General features: G+C 71.1%; 19 protein-coding genes. 8 read left to right on the top strand and 11 right to left on the bottom strand.

What is annotated here, in order from left to right:
* Nucleotides 1-63: 63 nt before the first annotated feature.
* Complete coding sequence (gene lpxC, locus IPJ17_16515; GenBank protein ID QQR73072.1) at nucleotides 64-1371, bottom strand: UDP-3-O-[3-hydroxymyristoyl] N-acetylglucosamine deacetylase; 1308 nt, start codon at nucleotides 1369-1371, stop codon at nucleotides 64-66.
* Between the two features lie 156 nt (nucleotides 1372-1527).
* On the opposite strand from lpxC, the gene IPJ17_16510 reads away from it, so the two are divergent.
* From IPJ17_16510 to IPJ17_16500, 3 genes are all read left to right on the top strand, one after another.
* Entirely contained in the window at nucleotides 1528-2415 is an 888-nt protein-coding gene (locus tag IPJ17_16510; GenBank protein QQR73071.1) for a hypothetical protein, read from the top strand.
* A 64-nt stretch (nucleotides 2416-2479) separates the two neighbouring features.
* The gene (locus tag IPJ17_16505; GenBank protein ID QQR73070.1) at nucleotides 2480-3670 is read left to right on the top strand and encodes a 4Fe-4S binding protein; all 1191 of its coding nucleotides are present in this window, start codon (nucleotides 2480-2482) and stop codon (nucleotides 3668-3670) included.
* A 45-nt stretch (nucleotides 3671-3715) separates the two neighbouring features.
* Nucleotides 3716-4060, top strand: coding sequence for a DUF1820 family protein (locus tag IPJ17_16500; GenBank protein ID QQR73069.1), 345 nt, complete (start codon nucleotides 3716-3718; stop codon nucleotides 4058-4060).
* 36 nt (nucleotides 4061-4096) lie between these two features.
* Here the strand turns inward: IPJ17_16500 and IPJ17_16495 are convergent, their stop codons facing one another.
* Nucleotides 4097-4609, bottom strand: a complete 513-nt coding sequence (locus tag IPJ17_16495) for a methylated-DNA--[protein]-cysteine S-methyltransferase (GenBank protein QQR73068.1) — start codon at nucleotides 4607-4609, stop codon at nucleotides 4097-4099.
* A 90-nt stretch (nucleotides 4610-4699) separates the two neighbouring features.
* On the opposite strand from IPJ17_16495, the gene IPJ17_16490 reads away from it, so the two are divergent.
* Nucleotides 4700-5224, top strand: a complete 525-nt coding sequence (locus tag IPJ17_16490) for a DinB family protein (GenBank protein QQR73067.1) — start codon at nucleotides 4700-4702, stop codon at nucleotides 5222-5224.
* A 3-nt stretch (nucleotides 5225-5227) separates the two neighbouring features.
* Here the strand turns inward: IPJ17_16490 and IPJ17_16485 are convergent, their stop codons facing one another.
* A complete protein-coding gene (locus tag IPJ17_16485) occupies nucleotides 5228-5653 on the bottom strand; it encodes a (deoxy)nucleoside triphosphate pyrophosphohydrolase (GenBank protein QQR73066.1) in 426 nt (141 codons plus the stop codon).
* A gap of 129 nt (nucleotides 5654-5782) precedes the next feature.
* Between IPJ17_16485 and IPJ17_16480 the strand changes: the two genes are divergently transcribed.
* On the top strand, nucleotides 5783-8611 hold the full coding sequence (locus IPJ17_16480; GenBank protein ID QQR73065.1) for a hypothetical protein: 2829 nt from the start codon (nucleotides 5783-5785) through the stop codon (nucleotides 8609-8611).
* Here the strand turns inward: IPJ17_16480 and IPJ17_16475 are convergent.
* Nucleotides 8584-10083, bottom strand: coding sequence for an SDR family oxidoreductase (locus IPJ17_16475; protein QQR73064.1), 1500 nt, complete (start codon nucleotides 10081-10083; stop codon nucleotides 8584-8586). The genes IPJ17_16480 and IPJ17_16475 overlap by 28 nt on opposite strands.
* 44 nt (nucleotides 10084-10127) lie before the next feature.
* Nucleotides 10128-10829 (bottom strand): GTP cyclohydrolase I FolE, encoded by a 702-nt coding sequence (folE, locus tag IPJ17_16470; GenBank protein QQR73063.1) that lies wholly within the window; start codon nucleotides 10827-10829, stop codon nucleotides 10128-10130.
* A gap of 125 nt (nucleotides 10830-10954) precedes the next feature.
* Between folE and IPJ17_16465 the strand changes: the two genes are divergently transcribed.
* Nucleotides 10955-11449, top strand: coding sequence for a peroxiredoxin (locus tag IPJ17_16465; GenBank protein ID QQR73062.1), 495 nt, complete (start codon nucleotides 10955-10957; stop codon nucleotides 11447-11449).
* A 194-nt stretch (nucleotides 11450-11643) separates the two neighbouring features.
* On the opposite strand, the gene IPJ17_16460 is transcribed toward IPJ17_16465, so the two are convergent.
* The 4 genes from IPJ17_16460 to IPJ17_16445 are packed head-to-tail and all read right to left on the bottom strand — an operon-like array spanning nucleotide 11644 to nucleotide 16409.
* The gene (locus IPJ17_16460; GenBank protein QQR73061.1) at nucleotides 11644-12792 is read right to left on the bottom strand and encodes an ABC transporter permease; all 1149 of its coding nucleotides are present in this window, start codon (nucleotides 12790-12792) and stop codon (nucleotides 11644-11646) included.
* Nucleotides 12789-13961 carry an ABC transporter permease gene (locus tag IPJ17_16455; protein ID QQR73060.1) on the bottom strand — a complete coding sequence of 391 codons (1173 nt, stop codon included), beginning with the start codon at nucleotides 13959-13961 and terminating at the stop codon, nucleotides 12789-12791. Before IPJ17_16455 ends, IPJ17_16460 begins: the two co-directional genes overlap by 4 nt.
* Before the next feature lie 37 nt (nucleotides 13962-13998).
* Nucleotides 13999-15027 carry an efflux RND transporter periplasmic adaptor subunit gene (locus tag IPJ17_16450; GenBank protein ID QQR73059.1) on the bottom strand — a complete coding sequence of 343 codons (1029 nt, stop codon included), beginning with the start codon at nucleotides 15025-15027 and terminating at the stop codon, nucleotides 13999-14001.
* A complete protein-coding gene (locus IPJ17_16445; GenBank protein QQR73058.1) occupies nucleotides 15027-16409 on the bottom strand; it encodes a TolC family protein in 1383 nt (460 codons plus the stop codon). Before IPJ17_16445 ends, IPJ17_16450 begins: the two co-directional genes overlap by 1 nt.
* A gap of 264 nt (nucleotides 16410-16673) precedes the next feature.
* Between IPJ17_16445 and IPJ17_16440 the strand changes: the two genes are divergently transcribed.
* On the top strand, nucleotides 16674-17507 hold the full coding sequence (locus tag IPJ17_16440) for a DUF4214 domain-containing protein (GenBank protein QQR73057.1): 834 nt from the start codon (nucleotides 16674-16676) through the stop codon (nucleotides 17505-17507).
* Entirely contained in the window at nucleotides 17504-18232 is a 729-nt protein-coding gene (locus tag IPJ17_16435) for a hypothetical protein (GenBank protein QQR73056.1), read from the top strand. Before IPJ17_16440 ends, IPJ17_16435 begins: the two co-directional genes overlap by 4 nt.
* A 48-nt stretch (nucleotides 18233-18280) precedes the next feature.
* Here the strand turns inward: IPJ17_16435 and IPJ17_16430 are convergent, their stop codons facing one another.
* Together IPJ17_16430 and IPJ17_16425 are read right to left on the bottom strand one after the other, a co-directional pair.
* The gene (locus IPJ17_16430; protein QQR73055.1) at nucleotides 18281-20848 is read right to left on the bottom strand and encodes a PQQ-binding-like beta-propeller repeat protein; all 2568 of its coding nucleotides are present in this window, start codon (nucleotides 20846-20848) and stop codon (nucleotides 18281-18283) included.
* Between the two features lie 101 nt (nucleotides 20849-20949).
* The gene (locus IPJ17_16425) at nucleotides 20950-21840 is read right to left on the bottom strand and encodes a hypothetical protein (protein ID QQR73054.1); all 891 of its coding nucleotides are present in this window, start codon (nucleotides 21838-21840) and stop codon (nucleotides 20950-20952) included.
* Nucleotides 21841-22016: the final 176 nt, after the last annotated feature.

The following is a 22016-nucleotide window of genomic DNA, read 5'->3' as shown; positions in this document are numbered from 1 at the left end:
GCGTTCGTTCGGGACGACGGGACGGCACGACGCCGGCCGGTCGAGCCTCGAGCGCACCCCCTTCTAGGTGCCGGCCGGGCCGAGGCGGTTGGCGTCGACGATGGCCCGGACGATCGCCACGTTGTCGCGATGTCCGGTCAGCCGCGCCGTGACCTTGCCGCGCAGCGGGTAGCCGAGCAGATAGAGATCGCCGAGGATGTCGAGCACCTTGTGGCGTGCGAACTCGTCCGGGAAGCGCAGCTGGGTGTTGATCACGTCGTCCTCGCCGACCAGGATGAAGTTGTCGAGCCGCCCACCGGAACCGAGACCGAGCTCGTTCATCATCTTGAGGTCACGCATGAAGCCGAAGGTGCGTGCCGGGGCGATCTCGTCGCGGTAGCGGGCGAACGAGTCGAGCGTGAATTCGCAGAACTGCTCGCCGATCGGCGGCGGATAGCGCAGGAGGTAGGAGACCGAGAGACCGTCGAACGGCTCGGCGGTGAGCACCTTGCCCGGGCCGCTCGACACCTCGTAGCGGCGGTCGATCACCACTTCGCGCCGCGGCAGGCCCTGGTCCTCGACGCCGATCTGCTCGAGGGTGCGACAGAAGTCGCTCGACGAGCCGTCGAGCACCGGCACCTCGCCGTGAAGCTTGACCAGCAGGTTGGTCACGCCGGCCGCGTGAAGCGCCGACAGCAGGTGCTCGACGGTGCGCACCGCGGCCACGTCGCGTCCCAGGGTCGTGGCGTAGTCGGTGTCGCCGACCGAGTCGAGATGCGCCGGGATCGCCGTCCCGCTCGGCAGCGAGAGGAAGTGAATGCCGGAGTCCGGTGGCAGGGGTTGGAGCACCATCCCGGTGCGCCCGCCGGAGTGCAGTCCGAAACCGTAGACCACCGAGCTGTGGCGCAGCGTGCGCTGCGGCTCGCGGCCTTCGCGCAGGATGCCGAGCGCCGGCGGCGCGGGCATCCGCCGTTCGGCGCTGTCGGGGTAGAACGGCGGCTCGGCGGTCGTGCCGGCCATCTGCTGATGGCGGTGGTCGAGCGCCGAGCGCAGGGCCTCGATCGTCTGAGCGTAGGTGAGCGGCTTCTCCAGATAGTCGAACGCGCCCATCTTGATCGCCCGCACGGCGGTCGACGTGGTGCCATGGCCGGACATCATCAGCACCGTGGCCTGGGGATCGAGGGCGCGGATCGCCTGCAGCGTCTCGAGGCCGTCGCGATCGGGCAGCCAGACGTCGAGGAACACGACGTCGGGCCGATGCGCACCGTAGAGGGCGAGCGCCTCCTCGCCGCTGGTCGTCCCCAGGCATTCGACCCCCTGGTCCGAGAGCACGCCGGAGAGGGTCTGCAGAATGCTGGGCTCGTCGTCGACGATCAGGGCGCGCGGCGCCATCGGTTCCTCCTTCGTCAAGTCGGCCGGCTCGCGGACGGCCTCGCCGGCATGTTACTTCCGCCCATGCGTGCGGCCAAGGGCATTCGCGCGCCGAATCGGCTAGGCTCCGCCAACGCCGTCGCGGCTGGCGCGGTGGCATGGGACGGAGGAGCGGCCGTGGAGCTGAGCACAGGCACGGGACGAGAAAGTCGCGGGCGGCGGGTCACCCTCTGGGTGTTGGCTTTCCTGGTGATGGCTGCAGCGGTCGTCTATCAGCGGCGGACCGGGCCGACCTACCCGGCCCGCGGCTCGGTGTCGATCGCCGGCAAGACGCTCGATTTCCGCCTGCTGCGCTCGCAGGTGACCACCGCGGAGGCTCCGGTCGAGCTGGCTGCGCCGGTCGGCGTCGACGGGACGCTGCGTTGGCGCCGCCTGCGCAGCGACGACGAGTGGCAGCGTGTCCCCATGCGGCGGGAGGGAGAGGTGCTGCGGGCGACCTTGCCGATCCAGCCCCCGGCCGGCAAGGTCGAGTATCTTCTCGAGCTCGCCACGGCCGCCGGCAGCGCCACCGTGCCGCCCGATGGCAGGCCAGTCGTCCTGCGCTACCGTGGCGACGTGCCGGCCTGGCTGCTCCTGCCGCACATCTTCTGCATGTTCGTCGGGCTGCTGATGGCGGTGCGCGCGGGGCTCGCGGCGCTGGTCTCTCCGACCGGGGTGACCCGCCTGGCGCGCCTGGCCCTGGGGGGCATGACGCTCGGCGGCATGATCCTCGGCCCGATGGTGCAGAAGCACGCCTTCGGCGCCTACTGGACCGGCTGGCCGCTCGGCCAGGATCTGACCGACGACAAGACGCTCTGGATGTGGCTCGCCTGGGTGGTCGCCGTGCTCGTTCTCGGTCGTGGGGCGGAGGAGGGTCGGCCCTGGCGCCGCCTCGTGGTCGCGCTCTCGATGGCGGTGAGTCTCGCGGTCTACATGGTTCCGCACAGCGCCCGCGGCAGCGAGCTCGACTATCACAAGCTCGACCAGGGCGTCTCCGCGACCGACGCGATCCATACCGGCCGGTGAGCCGGGTCCCTGCCCACCCGGGTGGGGCGTTCGGCTGTTCTCTTGATAAGATGATCTCCAGATCATGAATACCGAACCGGCTGCCCCCATTGCCCCTCGGCCCACCCCTCCGCCCCATCCGTCGCCGGTTCCGGCGTCGAAGCTCGGCCGCCTTGCCAGTGAGGCCCTGGCGGCCTCCCAGTCACTCTGGAAGCTCGACCGGGAGTGGCCTGCGACCGCCCTCCAAGGGAAGGCCTCTCGCTGGCGCAGCACGCAGGTGCGCTGGCTGCGTCACACGGTGCAACTCCTCTTCGCCTGCCTGGTGCTGGCCATCGGCGTCGAGTTCGTCCGCTGGGTCCGCGGGCTCGAGGCCGGGCAACTCGTCGGTCAGCGTCCGCCCGGCGTCGAAGGTTTCCTGCCGCTCTCCGGTCTCATGTCGTTGCGCCATCTCTGGCACAGCGGGGAGATCCACTCGGTCCACCCGGCGGCGCTCGTGCTGCTGCTGCTCTTCGTGGGGATGAGCCTCGCGGTCAAGAAGTCGTTCTGCTCCTGGGTCTGCCCGGTGGGCGGCGTCTCCGAGATGCTCGCCGCGCTCTCGAAGCGGCTCTTCCGGCGTCGGATCGCGCTGCCGCGCTGGCTCGATCTGCCGTTGCGCTCGCTCAAGTACCTGCTCCTCGCCTTCTTCGTCTGGGCCATTTTCGTTCGCATGTCGGCGCCGCTCATCGCTTCGTTCCTCGACTCGCCGTACAACCGGGTGGCCGACGTCAAGATGCTCTACTTCTTCGAGCGGCTCTCGCCGCTCGCCGGCAAGGTCCTGCTCGGGCTCGTCGCCGTGTCGGTCGTCATCCCGTATGCCTGGTGCCGCTACCTGTGCCCGTACGGAGCTCTGCTCGGCATCACCTCGCTGCTCGCGCCGGGCAAGATCGTCCGCCATGCCCCGTCGTGCATCGACTGCGGACGGTGCGCCAAGGCCTGCCCGGCGAGATTGCCGGTCGACCAGCTCTCGCGCGTGCGCTCGGACGAGTGCGTCGGTTGTCTCTCGTGCGTCGCCGACTGTCCGGTGCCACGGGCGTTGCGCGTCGAGACTCCCGGATGGTGGGGGCGCCTTGCACGCCCGCTGCGGCCAGCGGTCGCGGCGGCCCTGCTGGTCGGGCTCTTCCTCGGGGGGGTCGCGGCCGCGCGCCTCTCCGGCCACTGGCGTTCGAGTGTGCCCGACGCCGAGGTGATGCAGCGCATCCACTCCCTCGACGGGCCGGAGTACGACCACCTCCGCTAGACTGCCTCGATCCGCTCGGTCGAACGGCCGAGGGCGGGAGGAGCGATGGCGAGGAAGCAGCGCATTTACAAGGTCCTCTTCACCAGCAACGGGCAGCTCGTCGAGCTCTACGCCCGCCAGGTGACGCAGGGGAGTCTCTTCGGCTTCATCGAGGTCGAAGATCTGATCTTCGGTGCGCGGTCGCAGGTGGTCGTCGATCCCGGCGAAGAGAGCCTGCGTCACGAGTTCGGCGAGGCCAAGCGCCTCTTCCTGCCGCTCCACGCCATCGTCCGCATCGACGAGGTCGAGCGCGAAGGGACGTCGCGCATGCGAGCCGCACCGGAGGGCGCCAGCACGGTCCGGCCGTTCCCCATCCCGGTCGTCAAGCCGGGCGATCCGCCACATCGCTGAGGCGCGCTGCGAGGCTCGCGCGGGCCGGCGGTTCCCTTACCTGGAGGTCTCGTCTTCGGTGCGGAAGAGCGCTCCGTGCAGGGACCCTTCCATCACGAGCAGGCGCCGCTTGAGCGCGACCCCGCCGCCGAACCCGGTGAGCGAGCCGTCGGCACCGATCACGCGATGGCAGGGGATGACGATCGGCAGAGGGTTCGCACCGCAGGCCTGGGCGACGGCGCGCACCGCCTTCGGCCGGCCGATCCGACGCGCGATCTCGCCGTAGCTCGCCGTGGTGCCGGGCGGAATCCGCACGAGCTCCTCCCAGACCGCGCGCTGAAAGGCGGTGCCCTCCGGGGCGAGCGTCACCTCGAAGCGCTCGCGGCGGCCGGCGAAGTACTCCTCGAGCTGGCGCGCCAGTGCCTGGGCTGCCGGACTGACGGACGGGGGCTCCGCCGGATTGGCCTCGCCCTCGAGCGGGAAGCGCAGTGAGGTGAGCGCGCCGCCGCGATCGAAGCGCACGCGCAGCGGGCCGATGGGGGTGGAGAGGATCTCGTCGGGATCGGTCATGGCGGCTCTCGCGGCGCGAGCCTAACCTCTCGCGGCGGCTGGAGCGAGGCGAGGGGCGGGATAGGATTCGCTCGACCCGGGGAGGGGACGATGGCGGGCGATCTCACGGCAGTTCATGCGCGGGTGTTGACCCAGGTCCGGCAGATGGCGGCGCTCGCCGCGGACGATTCGGTCCTGGCACGGCGGGACGACGCGGTCTCGCACTGGAGCGTCGGCCAGCAGGTGGAGCACCTGGCGATCACCGACCAGCAGATCCTGCTCGCGCTCGGCAAGCTTGCCGGCGAGCCCGATCGCGATGCCGAACGTCGCGCCCATCCGCTCGGCCGGTTGTTCCTCGCGCTCAACTGGATTCCGCGCGGCGTCGGCAAGGCGCCCGATTTCACCCGACCGCAGGGGGTCGACGCGCAACGCTTGCGCGCCCAGCTTTCCGAGGTCGAGCTCGCCCTGGTCGACTTCGGCGAGCGGCTCCCCGACCTTGGTGCCGTGCGCGGTCGCATCCGCCATCCGCGCTTCGGCTGGCTCGATCTCGGGCAGTGGCTGCGTTTTCTCGAAGTGCACCACCACCACCATCTGAAGATCGTCGGCGACATCCGCCGGTCGGCTGCGGTCTCCTGACCCTCAACGGCAGGCGAGCAGCAGCGCGCGAAGCGCCGGCAAGACCGGCAGATCGGCTTCGGCCCAGTCGAGCGGTTCGAGCTCGTCCGGCCCGAGCCAGCGGACGGCGGTGTGCTCGGCCAATTGCAGCACCCCGCCGCGGATCGTGCACCGGTAGACCTCGAGCCGAATGCGCCGCGGACCCTGGTCGTCGAAGCCGACGCCGATCCGCGCTCCGACCTCGACGGTGAGGCCCAGCTCCTCGGCGATCTCGCGCGCCAGCGCTGCCGCCGGAGGCTCGCCGGGGTGGACCTTGCCGCCGGGGAACTCCCATTTTCCCGGAAGCGCCATCGTCGGCGAGCGCTGGGCCACGAGGCAGCGCCCCGTCTCGACGATGGCCGCACCGACGACCAGAAGCGTTTCGGGCAGCGTAGGCGACGGGGTGCTCATGGGCTCATCCTCTCGCAGGTCGCGTCGGGCCGGAGGTCGAGGCCGCCTGTCGGGGTGGCGAGCCGGTTGCGGCAGGGGTGTAGAGTGCGTCTAGACGGCCCGTAGAGCACCCCGGAGGATCGCATGCGCGTGACCTCTCGCCCCATCCTTGCGCTCGCTCTCGGCGCCCTCGTGGCGCTGTTCGCCCGCGCGTCGTTCGCCCAGACGCCCTACCTCGTCCACGATCTCGATCCCGGCTTCCGCTATCCCTGGGGCTTCCTCGGCCCGACAGAAGGGGCAGTGGGCCTGGGCGGGACGGCGTACTTCTTTCACGACGACGGGACGCACGGCCGCGAGCTCTGGCGGAGCGACGGCACGGCGCTCGGCACCTACCTGCTGCGCGACCTCTGCCCGGGCTCGTGCGGTGCTTACGCGACCGAGTCGATCGATGCGCTCGCCGAAGTGGGCGGGCGACTCTTCTTCGTCGCCGACGACGGCATCCACGGCGCGGAGCTCTGGTCGAGCGACGGCACGGCGGCGGGCACGGCGATGGTGCTCGACATCCGCCCCGGCTTGCTCGGCTCCGAGCCCGCGATGTTCCGCACGGCGAGTGGCCTGCTCTTTTTCGTCGCCGACGATGGAGTGCATGGCCGCGAGCTCTGGCGCTCGGACGGAACGCCGGGCGGCACCTTTCTGGTCCGCGACGTGACAGGAGACGCCACCTCGCCCTTCTTCGTCGCCATCGAGCCCGGTGGAGGTCGGCTCTGGCTCCTCGTTCGCGCGGGTCCGCAGGCGAATGGGCTGTGGGCGAGCGATGGGACGGCGGCGGGAACGACGAGGGTGATCGATGTCGACCCCTACCGGACCGGTTTTGTTTCGCAACACGCCCTCCTTGCTGCGTTGCCGGACGGGACCGCGGTCTTCCAGCGCCGGCTCGCCAGTAGTCAGGTCGAGCTCTGGCGGTCCGACGGCACGGTGGCTGGCACCTTCGTCTTGCGAGCCATCACGACTTCGGCCGACCAGGTCATTCGGTCGGGGAGCGGCGCATATTTCCTTGATCGCGTGCCAGCCGCCGGCTGTCCGACGCTCTATCGAACCGACGGCACCGTCGCCGGCACGCTGCAGGTTCCACTCCCCGTCGACTCCTGCGTCTCGCTCTCGCTCCTCGGTGTGCCGGTGGGTTCGAAGCTACTGGCCGCAATCTCGACGGAGGCCACCGGTTTCGAGCCATGGGTCGTCGACGGTCTCTCCGCGACTTCGTTGGGAGACCTCGACCCCGGGGCGGCGGGATCCCTCATGTACGAGGACTTCTGGTATTTCGCCTCACCCGGAAGCCCGGTGAGCGCCAGCCGAGCGGTCTTTCTGGCCCATGAGGGCGCGACGGGCGATCTGCAGGTCTGGGTCTCGGATGGCTCATCGGCCGGGACCCACGCGGTGACCTCGTTTCCTCTCGACTACCTGCCTCAGGCGTACCCGATCCGCCTCATCATGACCTCGCTGCACGAGATTGGAGGCGCGCTGTTTCTTCCTGCATGGGACGACGCCGGAGGATCGACACTCTGGCGCGTCGATCTCGGGGTCGCAGGAACGAGTCTGGTGAGGGCACTTCCCGATCCGGGCTCCGGTTTCGTGCCGGGATGGACGGCCGACATATTCCGGAGTTCGTTGCCGCCGTATTGCCTTCAGTCAGTGGGCGAGCGCCTTCTGCTCTCGATGGCCGGCAGCGCAGGAGGTTCGTGGTTCAGGAAATTGATCTCCACAGACGGCTCGATCGGCGGGCTCGAGAACCTCGGAAGCGGTACGAGTGGAGGGATCTGGCAGTGTGCGTCTTCCGGGGACCGTGCGCTCGTGTACGACTCTCCAGACGGGGTCGATGAGTCGATCGAGTACCTGCTGACGGACGGGACGCCGGAAGGAAGTGGAGCGCCGTTCACTCCCGGGTCCGGTATCCCCGGAGGCGAGATGGCGCCGGCGGTGTCTCGTCTCGATGACCGCTGGCTCCTCAGCGGGGATGCCCAGCTCTGGGAGAGCGACGGGACCCTGGCGGGAACGACATCCGTTGCCGGGTTTTCGCCGAATTGTGCGTACACCAAGCTCGTCTCCGGCTCCGACCGCGCCATCTTCGGGTGCCAGGAACTGGCGAGCTACTCGACCTCCAGCGGCACGACCACGCTCCTCGCGGACCTTGGACCGGAGGGTCAGCTTCTCGAGGGTTTGTCCGTCGGCGACGCCTTTGCGCTGATCGCCTCCGATCCCCTCCGCGGGGAAGAGCTCTGGTGGACGGACGGAACCCCGCAAGGGACGAGGCTGCCTCGAGAGATCGGTCCCGGCGCGGCGTCAGCGCTCCCGCTGGCGCGCACTTGGATTCCGGGAGGCCCTCCCATCTCCGGCCGCCTCGCTGCGCTCGGTGCCCGAGCGCTGTTCGCCGCCGACGACGGCGTGCACGGTGAGGAGCTGTGGATCACCGACGGGACCGAGGCTGGAACGGTGATGGTCGCTGACCTCTACCCGGGGAGCTATCCGTCGACGCCGCGTCAGCTCACCACGGCGGGCGATCGCATCTACTTCGTCGCCGAGCACCCACTCCTCGGCCGCGAGCTCTGGGTGAGCGATGGAACTTCAGCCGGCACGCGCGTCTTCGCCGACCTCGTCCCCGGAGCCGATTCGTCGCGGCCCGACGACCTGGCCTTCCTCGACGGTCAGCTCTACTTCTCGGCGTGGACGCCGACCTACGGACGCGAGGCCTGGCGCACCGACGGCGTGTCGAAGCTGACGATGCGCGTCACCGACATCGCACCGGGCGCGCAGTCGTCGAGCCCCGGGCTCTTCCGTCGCGTCGGGCCGCGCCTCTTCTTCGCCGCCGACGATGGCGTGCACGGCAGCGAGCTCTGGGCGATCTCGGACGACGGGAGCGTCCCGCTCTTCCACGACGGCTACGAGAGCGGCGGCCTTCAGCGCTGGGACGGCCCGCTGCCCTGAGGTCCGGTGCGCGTCGCCTCGCGGCGGATCCCCTCGAGCATGCCGCGGAAGACGAGGCCGTGAAACGGCGCCACGGCGTACCAGTAGGCGAGTCCGGCGAGGCCGCGCGGCTGGAAGCGGGCGATCTGGGTGAGGAGAGGGCGGCTCGGGTCGCCTGCGTCGGGGGTGATCTCGAAGCGCAGCAGAGCCTCGCCGGGGAGCTTCATCTCGGCGCGCAACGACAGGGAACGATCCGGCTCGACGCCGGTGACGCGCCAGAAGTCGAGCGCATCGCCGTAGGCGACGTGGTCCGGGTCGCGCCTCCCGCGTCGGAGCCCCGGGCCTCCGGCCAGACGGTCGAGCGCGCCGCGCAGTCGCCACAGCAGGTCGGCGGCGTACCAGCCGTGGCCGCCGCCGATGCGGCAGACCGCCGCGAAGAGCGCGGCGGGGGTCGCCGCCACCTGGGTCGTTCGCCGGTCCTCGAAGAGCTTGCCGCCCGCCCAGTCGGGGTCGCCGGGGATCGGTCCGGCGTCGCTCCAGGTGGTCTCGGTGGCGCCGCTGCGCGTCCGCCCGACCGCGAGCTCGATCGCCTGGCGCATGGTGAGGCGCTCGCCAGGCAGCAGTCGCTCGGCCTCGTCGTCACGACAGACCACTCGATTGCGGAGCCCTTCGGCGAGCGGCCGGGCGATGCGCGCCGAGATCGGCGTCACGAGGTGGATCCAGAGCGAGGAGAGGCGAGGGGTGAGCACCGGCACCGGCACGATCCGGCGACGCGGCAGTCCGAGCGCTGCGGCGGTGAGCTGCAGGATCTCGCGGTAGGAGAGGACTTCGGGGCCGCCGATGTCGAGCGTGCGGCCGGCGGTCTCCGGAACGCCGAGGCAGTCGACGAGGTAGCGCAGCACGTCGCGCACCGCGATCGGTTGGCACTCGGTCTCCACCCAGCGCGGCGTCACCATCCAGGGCAGGCGCTCGACGAGATAGCGCAGCGTCTCGAAGGAGGCCGAGCCCGAGCCGATGATCATCGCGGCACGAAAGACGGTGACCGGCACCGGGCCGTCGGCGAGCACGGCTTCGACCTCGCGTCGCGAGGCGAGGTGCTCGGAGAGCCCGGTTCCGGTCTCGCCGAGCCCCCCGAGGTAGACGAGTCGCTCGACACCGGCGGCGGCCGCGGCGTCGCGAAAGGTGGCGGCGAGCTCGCGGTCGCGTGCCGCGTACTCGCCGCCGGCCACCAGCATCGAGTGGACGAGGTAGTAGGCGGCGCGGCAGCCCGCCAGGGCGGCCGCCAGGGCGGCGCGATCGCCGGCGTCGCCGGCGGCCAGCTCCAGCCGCGGGTGGGACGCCCAGTCGCGCGCCGCCAGCTTGCGCGGATCGCGCGCCAGGCAGCGCACGGTGAAACCGCGTTCGAGCAGTCGCGGCACCAGGCGACCGCCGAGATAGCCGGTGGCCCCGGTGACCAGCACGGGGCCGTCGTCGGGTCCGAGAGGGCGAGTCATGCGTGGCACTCTACGCCCTTCCCTCCGGAGCGAGCCTCGACCGCTCAGACGAGGTGCAGCGGCCGGGTGGGGGAGTCGCTCGGCCCCTCCGTCGCACCGGCTCGCGGACGGGCGTCGCGGCGCGGCGCGGCGCTGCCGCCGAAACCGAGGAGTGCCAGCACCTCGGCGCGCTGCTCCCGATCGTGCGACAGCTCGCCGCGATGGGCGATGGTGGTCATCACCGGCCACTCCTTGCGCACGCCGCGCATCTTCATGCACATGTGCTCGGCCTCGACGACGACGAGGACGCCCCGTGGTGCGAGATGCTCCATCAGCGCGTCCGCCACCTGGGCGGTGAAGCGCTCCTGGAGCTGCGGGCGTCGGGCGTACACCTCGACCGTCCGCGCGAGCTTCGAAAGGCCGACGACGCGTCGGCCGGACGGCAAGTAGGCGATGTGGGCGCGGCCGAAGACCGGCAGCAGGTGGTGCTCGCAGAAGCTCGAGAACTCGATGTCGCGCAGGCTCACCAGGTCGTCGGACTCGGCGGCGAAGGTGCGGGCGAGGTGACGACCGGGCTCGTCGCGCAACCCGGCGAAGAGCTCCGACCAGGAGCGAGCGACGCGCGCCGGCGTATCGAGGAGCCCTTCGCGTTCGGGGTCTTCGCCGATGGCGAGCAGCATCTCGCGGACGGCGCGCTCGAGACGCGGCTGGTCGACTGGCCCCAGCGGTCGCGGCAGGTCGACGAGCGGAGCGGTGGAGGCGAGCATGATCCCAGGTCCTTTCTCGTCGGCGGCGGGACGGATGGCTTCCGCCGCCGGCGTGTCCATGCCATCCTTCGCGCCGGCGGAGCGGTTTGGATGAGCCTGCCGCTCCTTCTCTGGGGAGTCCTTTCATGAGTCTCGCCATCGGCAATCGCCTGCCCGACGCGCGCCTGCACCGTCTCGGCCCGGAGGGTGTCCGGCCGTTCTCCTTCGCCGAGTACCTTGCCGGCCGCAAGGTGGTCCTGTTCGCAGTGCCGGGAGCGTTCACCTCGACCTGTTCGAGCGTCCACCTGCCGGGCTACGTGCGGCTCGCCGGCGAGCTGCGGGCGCGGGGCGTGGCGGCGATCGCCTGCCTGGCCGCCAACGACCCGTTCGTCATGGCCGCCTGGGCCGCAGCCCACGGCGCCGCCGAGACCATCGACATGCTCGCCGACGGCAACGGCGAGCTGCTCGCCGCGCTCGGTTGTGCCGCGGATCTCTCGGGCATCGGGCTCGGCAGGCGCTACCGGCGTTTCGCCGCCGTCGTCGACGACGGGGTCGTCCGTGCCCTCGAGATCGAGCCCGAACGTGGCGTCACCTGCTCGTCGGCGGCGTCGATCCTCACCTTGCTCGACAGTCCCGGCTAAGCCGGAAAACCTCAGTTCGCTTCTGCTGCGACGCCGCATCTGGCCGCCCCGCCAGGCCTCCTCGCGGTTCGCCGCCTGCGGCGTATCGTCCGGATACGCCTCGGCGTCGATCCGCTGTGGGGGCCCGTCAGGACAGCTATCTGCGCCGTCTCGCGACGAACCGACCTGAGGTTTCCCGGCTGAGTCGACTTCCCTCAGGTCCGCGCTCGCGCGCGGCGTTCGCCGAGCCAGGCGAGGACGAAGTAGAGCGCGACCAGCGCCCAGAGCGTCGAGAGCTCGGGGCGAACGGCGGCGAGGTCGGCGCCCATCTGCTCGACCCGTAGCAGCGCCGGGATCGCCGAGCTGCTCGGCAGCAGCAGGAAGAGCGCTCGGATCGCCGGGGGCACGGCCTCGCTCGGCCAGGCGAATCCCGCCAGGAAGATGGCGGGCAGCGAGGTGAAGAGCAGCAGTTGCATCGCCGATTCGCGCCGTCGGAAGAGGCGGCCCGCGGTGAGCGCGAGGAAGATCGCCGCGAGCAGGAACGGCAGCGCGAGCGCCGCGACGTCCCCTGCCGCGCCGCGCTCGGGAAAGTCGAAGAGGCGACGCGCCAGCCCGAAGTAGAGGGTGGCGTGGAGCGCGTAGAGCGCGAGATAGGCGAGGGCACGGCCGAGCACGGTGGTGGCGGGACCGGCCGCCGCGCGTCGCGGGGGACGGGGCGCCGCGTCTTCGGCGCGCGTTCCGGCGAGCATGCCGACGCCGATGAGCAGCGTCTGCTGGAGGATCAGCACCAGCACCGCCGGCACGATGTAGCTCGCGTACCCTTCGACCGGGTTGTAGAGCGAGCGCACGACGAGCGGTATCGGATCCCGCCTCGCCCGCGCCTCGCTCGCACCGCTGCCCCCGGCGGCGAAACGGCGGAGCTCGATCCGCGCCGAGAAGACACGGACACTCTCGGCCAGTCCGGTGAGCGCCTGGCGATAGACCAGGAAGGTGCTGGCGTCGGCGAAGAGACCGACGGTCGCCGGCTCGCCGCGGGCGATCGTGCGCGCGAAGTCGGCGGGGATCTCGAGGACGCCGCCGGCCTCGCCGGCGAGGACCATGGCTCGCGCGATCGCCGGATCGGTCGTGCGCCTCGCCACGGCGACGAGCTCGTGGGCGTCGACCGTCCGGGCGAGCGCCCGCGACGCCGGCGTGTCGTCGCGATCGAGAACGACGACCGGCACGTCGCGCAGCACCTCGGGCAGGTAGGGCTGCGGATAGAAGACGGCGTAGACGAGGATCGCCCCGACCAGGACGAGGAGTGCCCCGACGTCGCGCGCGACGGTGCGCGCCTCGTCCCAGGCGACGGCGAGCAGATCGCTCACGACCTGCCCCAGGCGGCCGGGTTGCGCGCCAGGCGGGCGAGCCGCGGCAGGGCGAGCCAGGGCGCGACGAGGGCGAAGCCGCCGAGCACCGCGAGCTCGGCGAACGAATCGGCGGGCGGAGCTCCGCGCATCGCCTGCTCGAGCAGCAAGCGCAGGTAGTGGGTCAGCGGCAGCGCGGCACCCCACACCTGGGCGAGCGGCGGCATCGCCATCGTCGGGAAGGTCAACCCCACGAAAGCGAAGGCCGGCGTGGCGACGAACGCCGCGGCGCTCGTCGCCAGCCGCAGGTTGCCGAAGAGCGCGGCCAGCAGGGCGCCGAGTCCGAGGTAGGCGAGGACGAAGAGCGCAGACGCGACGAGCAACAGGGTGGCGGATCCACGACGTGGGACGCCGAGTGGACCGAAGAGCCCGGCGAGCATCGCCGCGGCGATGCCCAGGTAGCCCGTGGCGTAGGGCAGGAGCTTGCCGAAGAGCGCCACGCCGATGCGCCCCTGGCCCGCGTCCAGCCACTCGCCGGCACTTCCTTCGCGCAGCTCGCTGCCGACCGCCTGCACGCCGGCGACCAGGACGAAGATCTGCAGCATCGTCGGCAGCAGGCCGACGAGCAGGTAGTGGAGATAGTCGAGGCCGGGATTGAACAGGGCGTGGCGCTCGCCGTGGACCGGCTCGAAGCGCTCCCGGGCGAGCGCCGCGCCGCTGCCACGCGCCTCGAGGGTGCGGATCTCGACGCCGGCCGAGAGCGTGCCGACCGCCTCGGTGAGGTCGCGCCGGATGAGCGACGCCGGCAGCAGCCACTGGGAGTTGGTGGCGAGCAGCACCGGCGAGGGGCCGCCGCGCAGCACGTTGCGCTCGAAGCCCGCCGGCACGGTGAAGACGGCGTACGCGCGCCCTTCGAGCAGCCGCCGCTCGGCGAGCGCCGCGTCGGCCGTGCGCTCGGCGAGCCGCACCGACGGGGTCGCGTCGGCGAAGCGGGCGAGTCGACGGGACAGGGGCGTGTCGTCGAGATCGACGAGCACCACCGGAAGGTCGCGGGGGACGCGCGCCGAGAAGACCGCCGCGAGCAGGGCGAACGAGGCGAGCGGCAGGACGACCACCAGCAAGGCGACGAGCGGACCGCGCCGGGCACGTGCGAGCTCGCGGACGAGGACGGCGACGAGGGCGCCCCTCAAGGGTCGCCTCCCTCCACGGCGGCGTGAGCGGTCGCCATCATGGGGCGGGTGCGGCGGTCAGCCGTGACCAGTCGACGAGCACGCTCATGCCGGGACGCAGTCCTTCGACCGGGGCGGTCGGACGGGCGCGCACCTCGAAGCCTTTGAGGTCGAACGCGCCCGACTCGCCGGTGGCTCGCCAGTTGGCGAAGCTCCCCTGGGGGGCGACGAAATCGACCTCGAGCTCGATCTCGCGACCGCCGAGCGCCGGGATCGTCGCCGCGAAGCGACGGCCCATCGGCAGCGCGGCGAGGCGGTCCTCGCGCAGGTTGAACGTCGCCCAGACGTCGTCGAGATCGATCAGGGTGGCCACCGGTGCGCCGGGACCGACGAGCTCGCCGGGCTGGACGACGACGACGGCGATCTCGCCGGAGCGCGGAGCCGTGAGCTCGCCCTCGCGCTCGTAGCTCGCCACCTCGGCGACGACCCCGCCTGCCTGCTCGACGAGCGCAGCCGCCGCTTGCCGATCTTCGCGGCGTGCCCCGGCGAGTGCGAGGTCGTAGCTGGCGCGGGCCGCCGCGACGGCATCGGCCGCCGCTTTCCAGGCGGCCTCGGCCTCGTCGCGTCGCTGGGTGGGGACGACCGCGTCGCGCTGCAGGCGGTCGAGCCGCTCGAAGGTCAGGCGAGTGAGCTCTTCGGCGCGGGTGGCGCGCTGCCAGAGCGCCTCGGCGGCGCGGATCTCCTCGCGCCTCGCGCCGCTCTCGGCCTTGCGGCTCTGCGCCTCCGCTGCCCGGCGGGCGGCCTCGGCCTGATCGCGCTTGGCGCCGAGCTCCGGCGTCGCGAGGCGAGCGACCAGCTCGCCGGCGGAGACATGCTGGCCTTCGCGGACCCGCATCTCCAGCACGCGGCCGGGGACCTTCGCGGTGACGCGCACTTCGGTGGCGTCGATCTCGCCTTGGACGCGGTCGAGCGCCGGACGCGAGAGCAGGTGGTAGAGCCCGGCGATGGCGGCAGCCACGGCGAGCAGCACGGCCAGCGCGACGACGGTTCGCCGCCAGGGGGAAGGTGCGGTCGGGGTCTCGGACATCACGGCTCCTCGGCCGGCAGGGCCGCGAGGCGTGCCGGCAGCTCGTCGCTCGTGCCGCAAGCCTCGAGCAGCTCGGCCAGAGCGACGGCCCAGTCGTTGGCGGCGGCGAGGCGGCCGACCTCGACGCGGGTCAGGGTATTGCGAGCGTCCACCACGTCGAGGGAGGTGGCGAACCCCTCGGCGAAGGCATGCTCGCGGGCACGCAGCGCCTCGGCGGCGAGCTCGCGCACGGCAGCGAGCGCGGCGTGTTGGGTGCGCGCCTTCTCGGCGTTGCGGTAGGCGCGCTCGGTCGAGAGCGCGATGTCGTCGCCGGCCTGGGTGGTGAGCGCCTCGACCCGCTCGCCGAGTCGTTCGGCGGCGGCGATCTTGTGTCGCCGCCGGCCGCCGTCGAAGAGCGTCCAGCGCGCCCCGAGTCCGACGGCCCAGGCCGGGTCGAGCAGCGTCAGGTCCGGTTCGTAGAGCTCGCGCACGCCGAAGGCGTAGAGCTCGGGGAGAAGCTCGCCGCGTGCCGCTGCGCGCGCCTGTCGAGCCAGCTCGCGCTGGGCGGCCAGGCGCGCGAGGGCGGGGTGCGCCTCCCGTGCCTGGGCGACGAACGACGCGAGCGGAGCGAGCTCGATCGGCCGCGGGAGCGAGGTCGCCGGATCGGCCGCGCCGGGCAGGGCGAGGAGGCGCTCCAGCGCGGATCGCGCCAGCTCCAGGTCTTGCCGGGCGTTCTCCAGATCGCGCGTCGCCTCCGCCACCGCCACGTCGGCGCGTAGTCGCTCGGCGCGCGCGATCTGCCCCTCTTCCTCGAGACGGCGGGCCTGGCGGGCGTGGTCGCGCAGTCCGGCGAGCTCCTCCTCGCGCAGGGCGAGGACGCGCGCGGCAAGGCGCACGCCGAAGTAGCGGCGTGCCAGGTCGGTCGACAACCGCCCTTCGGTGGAGCGGCGTTCGGCAGCGGCCTCGGCGCTCTCGGCGGCGGCGGCGCGCTGCGCCGCGGGGATCCTCCCGGCGGTGAAGAGCGGCCAGGTCAGGCGGACGTCGCCGCGCAGGAAGCTCTCGTCCTGGACGTCGAGGGTGAAGGGCGGGACGAGCGCCGCCGGTACCGCCGGATGCAGGGCGAGGATGACCTGGCGGATCGGGGCGAGATCGATGACGATCGGTTCGTCGATGCGGGTGAAGCGCGCGCCGACCTCGACGGTGGGCCAGGCGAGGCCGCGGGCGGCGAGCTCGCCTTCGGCCCGTCGCGCCTCCTCGGCTCGTGCGGCGGCGAGGCCGGGGCTCGTGGCGAGCAGCCGGGTACGGGCGGCTGTGAAGGTCAGCGGGTCGGCCGCTGCCGCCCTCGTCAGCAGGACGGCTGCGGCGAGGTGTGCGAGCGCGGCGCGGAAGGCAGGACGTGTCACGAGGTCACCTCGCGAAGGTGCCGGAGCGGCGTTCCAGGCCGACGACGCAAGGACGGACCGACCGGCCCACGGGGCCCGGAGCGGGCAGGTGAGAGGGATCTGGCGAAGCGGAACGGCGCTCGGAGGCGCCGGGAGAGGCTCATCGATCGGGCGGAAGGCGGGGGCCTTCCTGCGTTCATTATCGGCCTCGCCGCGCTTGCGGTCAAAGCGGGATGCCCGCCGACCGTGTAGCATTCCGGGCCTGGAAACCAGGAGAGTGTCCGCATGAATCAGCGACCGATCGCCGCCCGCCCCGCCGTCACCGCTCTCCTCGCCGCGAGCCTGCTCGCCGGCCTCGTGCTCCTCGCCGCCCCCGGTTCGCCGGCCGCCGCCCAGTCCTGCGTCGCCTGTGGCCCGCGGCCGTACATCTGCGACGTCGACATCTCGGCGCAACGCCCCGGCGACCGCGGCCGCGGCATGGACGCGCGTCGCGGACTCTCGCTCTCCGGCGACGAGACGATCGAGCTGCGCGCCGAAGGGATCGACCAGTTCGGCCGCCGCTATCCGTCCGAGCGCGGTCTCTTCGTGCTCGAGACCGGCCGCGATTGCCGGTCGGGTGCGGTGCGCATCGACGATTCGGGAGACGGTCGCTTCCGCATCTCCGCCGGTTCGGGTCGCGGCGGGTGCGAGCTCTGGCTGCGCGTTCCGGGCAATCAGAATCTCGAGTGGCGGATTCCGGTCGAGATCCGCTCCGCGGCCGCGGGCGGCTACGACCGCATGCAATCGGAGTACATCGGCCGCCGGCTCTATCTGGCGCTTCTCGGTCGCGACGCCGACCGCGACGGTCTGAGCTCGGCGGTGGCGGAGATCCAGCGCGGCCGCCTCTCCGATCTCGTCGAGGCGATGCTGCGTAGCTCCGAGTACGTCTCGCAGCGCGCCGGTCTTTCGGCGTCGCAGCGACTCGAGGACATCTATCAGGGTCTGCTCGGCCGGGTTCCCGACAGCGGCGGCGTGCGCCGGTACCTCGGCGAGGTGGAGCGCGGGCGAGTCGCCAGCGTGGTCATCGACATCGTGCGCTCGGAGGAGTTCGAGGGCCGGATGCAGCGCGGCGGGCGATGAGTCGACGAAGCTTCGGGTGGATCGCGCGTCTGGCGCTCGTCGCGTTGGTCGACCTCTCGGCGTTCGCTGCCACATCCCCGGCAGCCGAGCGCAAGGTCGGCCTGCAGATCGGCGTCGAGCCCGCGCCGCTCGCCTCGACATTCACGCCGGCGGCCTTCGCGGGTTGGCCGGCGAAGGATTCCGGAGATCCGCTCGCTGCCGCGCCCGCGGGGGTAAGGATCACCTTCGACGGCGCCACGCTCGCCGCCGAGCTGCTCCCGGCCGAGGCGCAGCTGCTGATTCTCCCCGTGCCCTCCTACAAGAAGCTCCTCGATGGCGAGGCGCGCGACGGCCTCAAGAACCACCTCGAGCACCTGGAGAACCTGCTCGCCGGCAGCGGCCGGGTTTCGGGCTATCTCGAGCCGGTTCCGCGCCCCGCGGCGCGGCTGCGCTTCCGCGCCCGCGTCGAGATGCTCGACTTTCGCGGCGGCCGCGCCATGCGCTTCGTCGGCGGCTACGCGCGGACCGCGAAGATGCCGGCGCAGCTCGCCTACACCGCGCAGGGCCTGACCAAGGACGGCCTCTTCCTGGTCACCCTCTTCTGGCCGGTCACCGCGCGCGGTTTCACCCCTGCCGCCGAACCCGGCGAGAGCGGCGTCGCCCTCGACGCCCTTCCCGCCGACGCCTTCGAGCCGCCGCTCGCTACGCTCGATGGGCTCGTTGGGAGTCTTCGGGTCGCTCGGTAGCGTGCCCGAGGGACCGGCGCGCCGGCCGAGTAGCCTGGAGAATGCGGTCTAGGAGACGCCCACGATTCGGAGACGGCGCAACAGCCAGTTGCCGTCGACTGGCTTCATTACGGCGCAGTAGTAGACCGCGCTGAGCCCACCGCGGAAGACTCTGACGTCGTAGCTTCGCTCGGCTTCGTTCGCCTTGGGGCAGGCGTCGTATCGAGCAGGACCGCCATCCGGTGTCCTGGCTGACCACGCATCGATGAACAGGTGTGCGATTCCGTCCAGACCCGCTTCTTCGAAGAACGCCTCCCGTTCTTCCGGGGGAAGTGTGAGGGTCGGCCCTTCGCGCCCGCGCCACTCTAAGGCTTGGTCTTGCCACACGATCATGGCGGTGTGGTCCGGGCGGCGCCGGTCGATCAGTTGGAAGAGCTGCGCAAAGAGCGCGAGCCGCGCCTTCTCTTCGTCCGTCTGGGGAGCGGACTTGCGAGCGTTCGGGGCCGGGTCGACACCGTCGGCGAGTCCGTCGCCGTCCGTATCTGGCCGCGCAGGATCCAGCCGGAGTCTCTTCTCGACGAGGTCCGTGAGGCCGTCGCCATCCTGGTCGACTTTCAGGTCCGCAAGTGCCACCGTGAGCAGAGCGGAGCCGAGCGCATTGCGAATGCTGACTTGCGTCGCCGACCCGGCCAGCGAGATTCGCGGATCATCGTGTCGACCCGTGCCGAGCCGCCCACCGGTGAACCACGGTCCCTCGGCTAGCTGCCCCCCCGCGTCCACGACTGCGAGCCAGAAGTTGTCGGACCCTCCAACCGAGCCGTCGCGATAAACGACGATGCGGCGGTCGCCTTCGATGGAAAGCACGGCGGCCCCGCTCGCGGCACGCCAGAGCCCCCAGGTTCGGAAGTCGGCCTTGCATTCAGCACAGCCCGGTGTCGCCACCAGAGCTGGTTCGGGTGCACCGATGAGCGGCAGGAGCGGGAGGGGTGACGCCGGCTCGAGTGCCGACCGCTGTGTGACCCCCTCGGAGAGGAGGGCGCGAGCCGCGGAGATCGCTGGCGGCGAACCGATCGAGACGAGCGCCATGTACGCCTCGGCACGCACCTCTAGATTCAAGTTGGTGTCGCGCAGGACGCGGGCGAGGGACGGAACCTCCGCCACGCCGCCCAGCGAGCTCAGCGCTCGAAGCACCATGATCGGCGCCTTGGACTCGGGCCAACCGATTTCCTCCAGCTCGAGCGACATCGAGCCGAGTATTCGGCCCAAGGCGGCGGCTGCATCTGAACAGTGCTTTTCCTCGAGGAACCCGGCGGCGGCGGTCAAGCCGGTCGAGTCGAGGCGAGGAAGGAGGGCGACGACGGCAGGGCAGGCAGCTGGACCGAGGAGATCGAGCTCCGCCCGAATCTGCCAGATGCTGTCCAGATCCGAACGCTTCGACGATGGACCACCGGGCGGCAGGAGGAGTCGCTCGACCTCGGATCTCAGCGAGCGAGTTTCGTTCTCTGGCTTGGCGAAGCGTGCGAGCTCGTAGGCGTGGACTCCCGAGGGTTCGAGAGCGAGGAGAAGGTCGCCCACGGCCTCGAGTCTCCGAAGCTCGGGCGGAAGCCCGAAGGCGAGCTGGATCAGCTCTCCGCTGCCAGCATCGAGGAGAGCGAGAAGTTGGCGACCTGCATCGCGCCGGACTGCGACCGCGAGCCTGGAACCGAAAGGCACAATCCTGAAAGGCTGCCCGGGTAGGTCCGCATGCCAGGCGTCTCGAGATGTCGTCAACTCTTTGCGATAGAGGACCCCAACCCTGGACCCCGAGCCGCCGGCGTCGCCCGCTTCGTCAGCTCGTGCCTCGAAGCTGTACTCCCACGGGAGTCCGGAGAGGTACCACCGCCGGTCGAGATGGGGTGGCTGGGGCGCTCCGAGAGCCCCAGTCGCGGGCTCGATCGAGCGCAAAGTATCCCCGCCGCACGCCTCCTGGAAGGTCGCTATCCAGAGTCGGTCGGCGACGCGGACGAACTCCGATACCGCTCGCTCCGTGAAGGTCCAGAGCGGGGAGAGAGTGTGCGCGTCGTACCCCTCGAAGCGCGTGGAGAGGCTGTCGGCAGCTTCGTTCATGGCCACCATAGCCACGCCGTTTGCAAGCGCCAGGTCGCTCTCTTCCGCGGGAAGCACGCGCGTAGCACTCACCTTCGCCTGCTCGAGGTCGATCGAGAACAGCGAGTCGTTCTTGCCGCTCTCGTTCACGACTGCGACCAGCGGAGGACCCGCCATCGCGCTTATGTAGCCGGGGAGCTCGACTTGGCCTCGAGGCTCGCCCGTGGACGCGTCGAAGAAGAGGAGCGAGCCCTCGCGGTTGACGACGATACGATTCCCGACCACGATGAGCTCCTCTCCCCAGGAGCTTTCTCCCGACAGGTGGCTCGTCCAACGCACGTCGCCGGTTTCGGCGTCGAGTGCGGTGACAGCCTCGTCGTTCACGACGAACAGGCTCCCCGCCGAGAGGGCCATGGCGTCGGCATCTCCGCGCAGACTCCATCGTTCGACCAAGGAGGGCAAGGCCCGCGGGTTCAGCGCCTCGCTGGCGGCGGTCACGGTGGCCGGAGCGAGGACTAGCGCGGCAGCTAGGCTTCGGAGGGCGCTTCTCATGGGCCGAGAATACGCCGCCCCGTGTTCCTGAGTCAGCGCAAGGGGAGAGGAGCGCCGGCCGACGAGGAGGAAGACTTCAACGGCCGGCGTGCGAAGGCGGCTCACTCACATCCGCTGAACGCGTCGACGTCCGAGCGGGCGGGCGAGAGGAGGCCGAGGGGGTTGGAGTAGCTCTTCACGGCTCCGTTCTCCGTGTCGGTGACCTTGACGGTGTATTCGACGTCGGTGGCGGCGGCGAGGAAGACCCAGTGGCGGGCGTTGACGCCGCAGCCGTCGAGGACTTTGACGAGCAATTCGAGGTTCTCCGGGCCGAAGAACCAGAAGAGACCGGAATCGGCGCGCAGCGGCACGGACTGCGCGCTGCCGAGCGGGCCGCCGGCGGTGGTTCGGAAGGTTGCCTGGACCAGAAAGCGCTGGTTGTCGAGGCAGAGGCTGGTCGGCGCGTCGATGCAGGTGCCGAAGGCGAGGTCGTCGAAGTGGACGTCGAGGCTACCGCCAGCTTCGTTCTTCATGATGTTCATCACGACGAGGGCCGACACCGTTCCCGCCGGGGCGGTCGCCGAGCCGAAAACGGGAACCCAGCTCCCGGGGGTGGAGACCAGAAGGGAGGGCCCGAACGTGCGGGAACCGGTGCAGTTGGCGCCCGTGTAGAAGGAGAAGAACAGGTCCCCTCGTCCGGTGCGATCTTGGCCGGTCGGGATCAGCTGGCGACCGCCGAGGTAGTAGGTGCGACCGGCGACAGCTGGTACACAACGAGCCACGCCAGTACCGGCTCCGGCACCGGCGCCGGAGAAGCGAAGGCGCGCAGACCCCGATTCGGGATCGTCCGCAGCGTCGAGCGGGCTCCACGACAGGACGCCGGGAGAAGCATCCCAGGCGGAGGTGTCGGTGTCGAAGTCTCCGTCGGGGATCAGGTTCTGGGCCAAGACAGGGGTGGTCGCGAACAGGCAGCCGAGCAGAAGAAGGGAATGGGGGATGGCTCGCTTCGACATCAGGTCCTCCCGATCCGGAGTGTGTTTCCTCGGGACCGGCGACGCCCGACCGGGTCGGGGTGGAGGGGGCAACGCCAGGTCTCGGACCTCGACCGAGCTCCGCTGCACGACGCCGCGAGCTCGAGTCGAGTCGCGCTCAGGATCGCCGGCGAGGCGCGCAAGAAGAATGGCCGGAT

The organism is Holophagales bacterium (genome assembly GCA_016699405.1).
Taxonomy (GTDB): Bacteria; Acidobacteriota; Thermoanaerobaculia; order Multivoradales; family JAGPDF01; genus JAAYLR01.
Note: the sequence above shows the minus strand (reverse complement) of the source record. Positions and strands in the feature narration are given on the sequence as shown.

Excerpts from the sequence above, each read along its gene's own strand:
- lpxC (QQR73072.1), bottom strand. The coding sequence starts at position 1,371 with ATGGCGCCGCGCGCCCTGATCGTCGACGACGAGCCCAGCATTCTGCAG.
- IPJ17_16505 (QQR73070.1), top strand. The coding sequence starts at position 2,480 with ATGAATACCGAACCGGCTGCCCCCATTGCCCCTCGGCCCACCCCTCCG.
- IPJ17_16500 (QQR73069.1), top strand. The coding sequence starts at position 3,716 with ATGGCGAGGAAGCAGCGCATTTACAAGGTCCTCTTCACCAGCAACGGG.
- IPJ17_16495 (QQR73068.1), bottom strand. The coding sequence starts at position 4,609 with ATGACCGATCCCGACGAGATCCTCTCCACCCCCATCGGCCCGCTGCGC.
- IPJ17_16490 (QQR73067.1), top strand. The coding sequence starts at position 4,700 with ATGGCGGGCGATCTCACGGCAGTTCATGCGCGGGTGTTGACCCAGGTC.
- IPJ17_16485 (QQR73066.1), bottom strand. The coding sequence starts at position 5,653 with ATGAGCACCCCGTCGCCTACGCTGCCCGAAACGCTTCTGGTCGTCGGT.
- IPJ17_16475 (QQR73064.1), bottom strand. The coding sequence starts at position 10,083 with ATGACTCGCCCTCTCGGACCCGACGACGGCCCCGTGCTGGTCACCGGG.
- folE (QQR73063.1), bottom strand. The coding sequence starts at position 10,829 with ATGCTCGCCTCCACCGCTCCGCTCGTCGACCTGCCGCGACCGCTGGGG.
- IPJ17_16465 (QQR73062.1), top strand. The coding sequence starts at position 10,955 with ATGAGTCTCGCCATCGGCAATCGCCTGCCCGACGCGCGCCTGCACCGT.
- IPJ17_16450 (QQR73059.1), bottom strand. The coding sequence starts at position 15,027 with ATGTCCGAGACCCCGACCGCACCTTCCCCCTGGCGGCGAACCGTCGTC.
- IPJ17_16440 (QQR73057.1), top strand. The coding sequence starts at position 16,674 with ATGAATCAGCGACCGATCGCCGCCCGCCCCGCCGTCACCGCTCTCCTC.
- IPJ17_16435 (QQR73056.1), top strand. The coding sequence starts at position 17,504 with ATGAGTCGACGAAGCTTCGGGTGGATCGCGCGTCTGGCGCTCGTCGCG.
- IPJ17_16430 (QQR73055.1), bottom strand. The coding sequence starts at position 20,848 with ATGAGAAGCGCCCTCCGAAGCCTAGCTGCCGCGCTAGTCCTCGCTCCG.
- IPJ17_16425 (QQR73054.1), bottom strand. The coding sequence starts at position 21,840 with ATGTCGAAGCGAGCCATCCCCCATTCCCTTCTTCTGCTCGGCTGCCTG.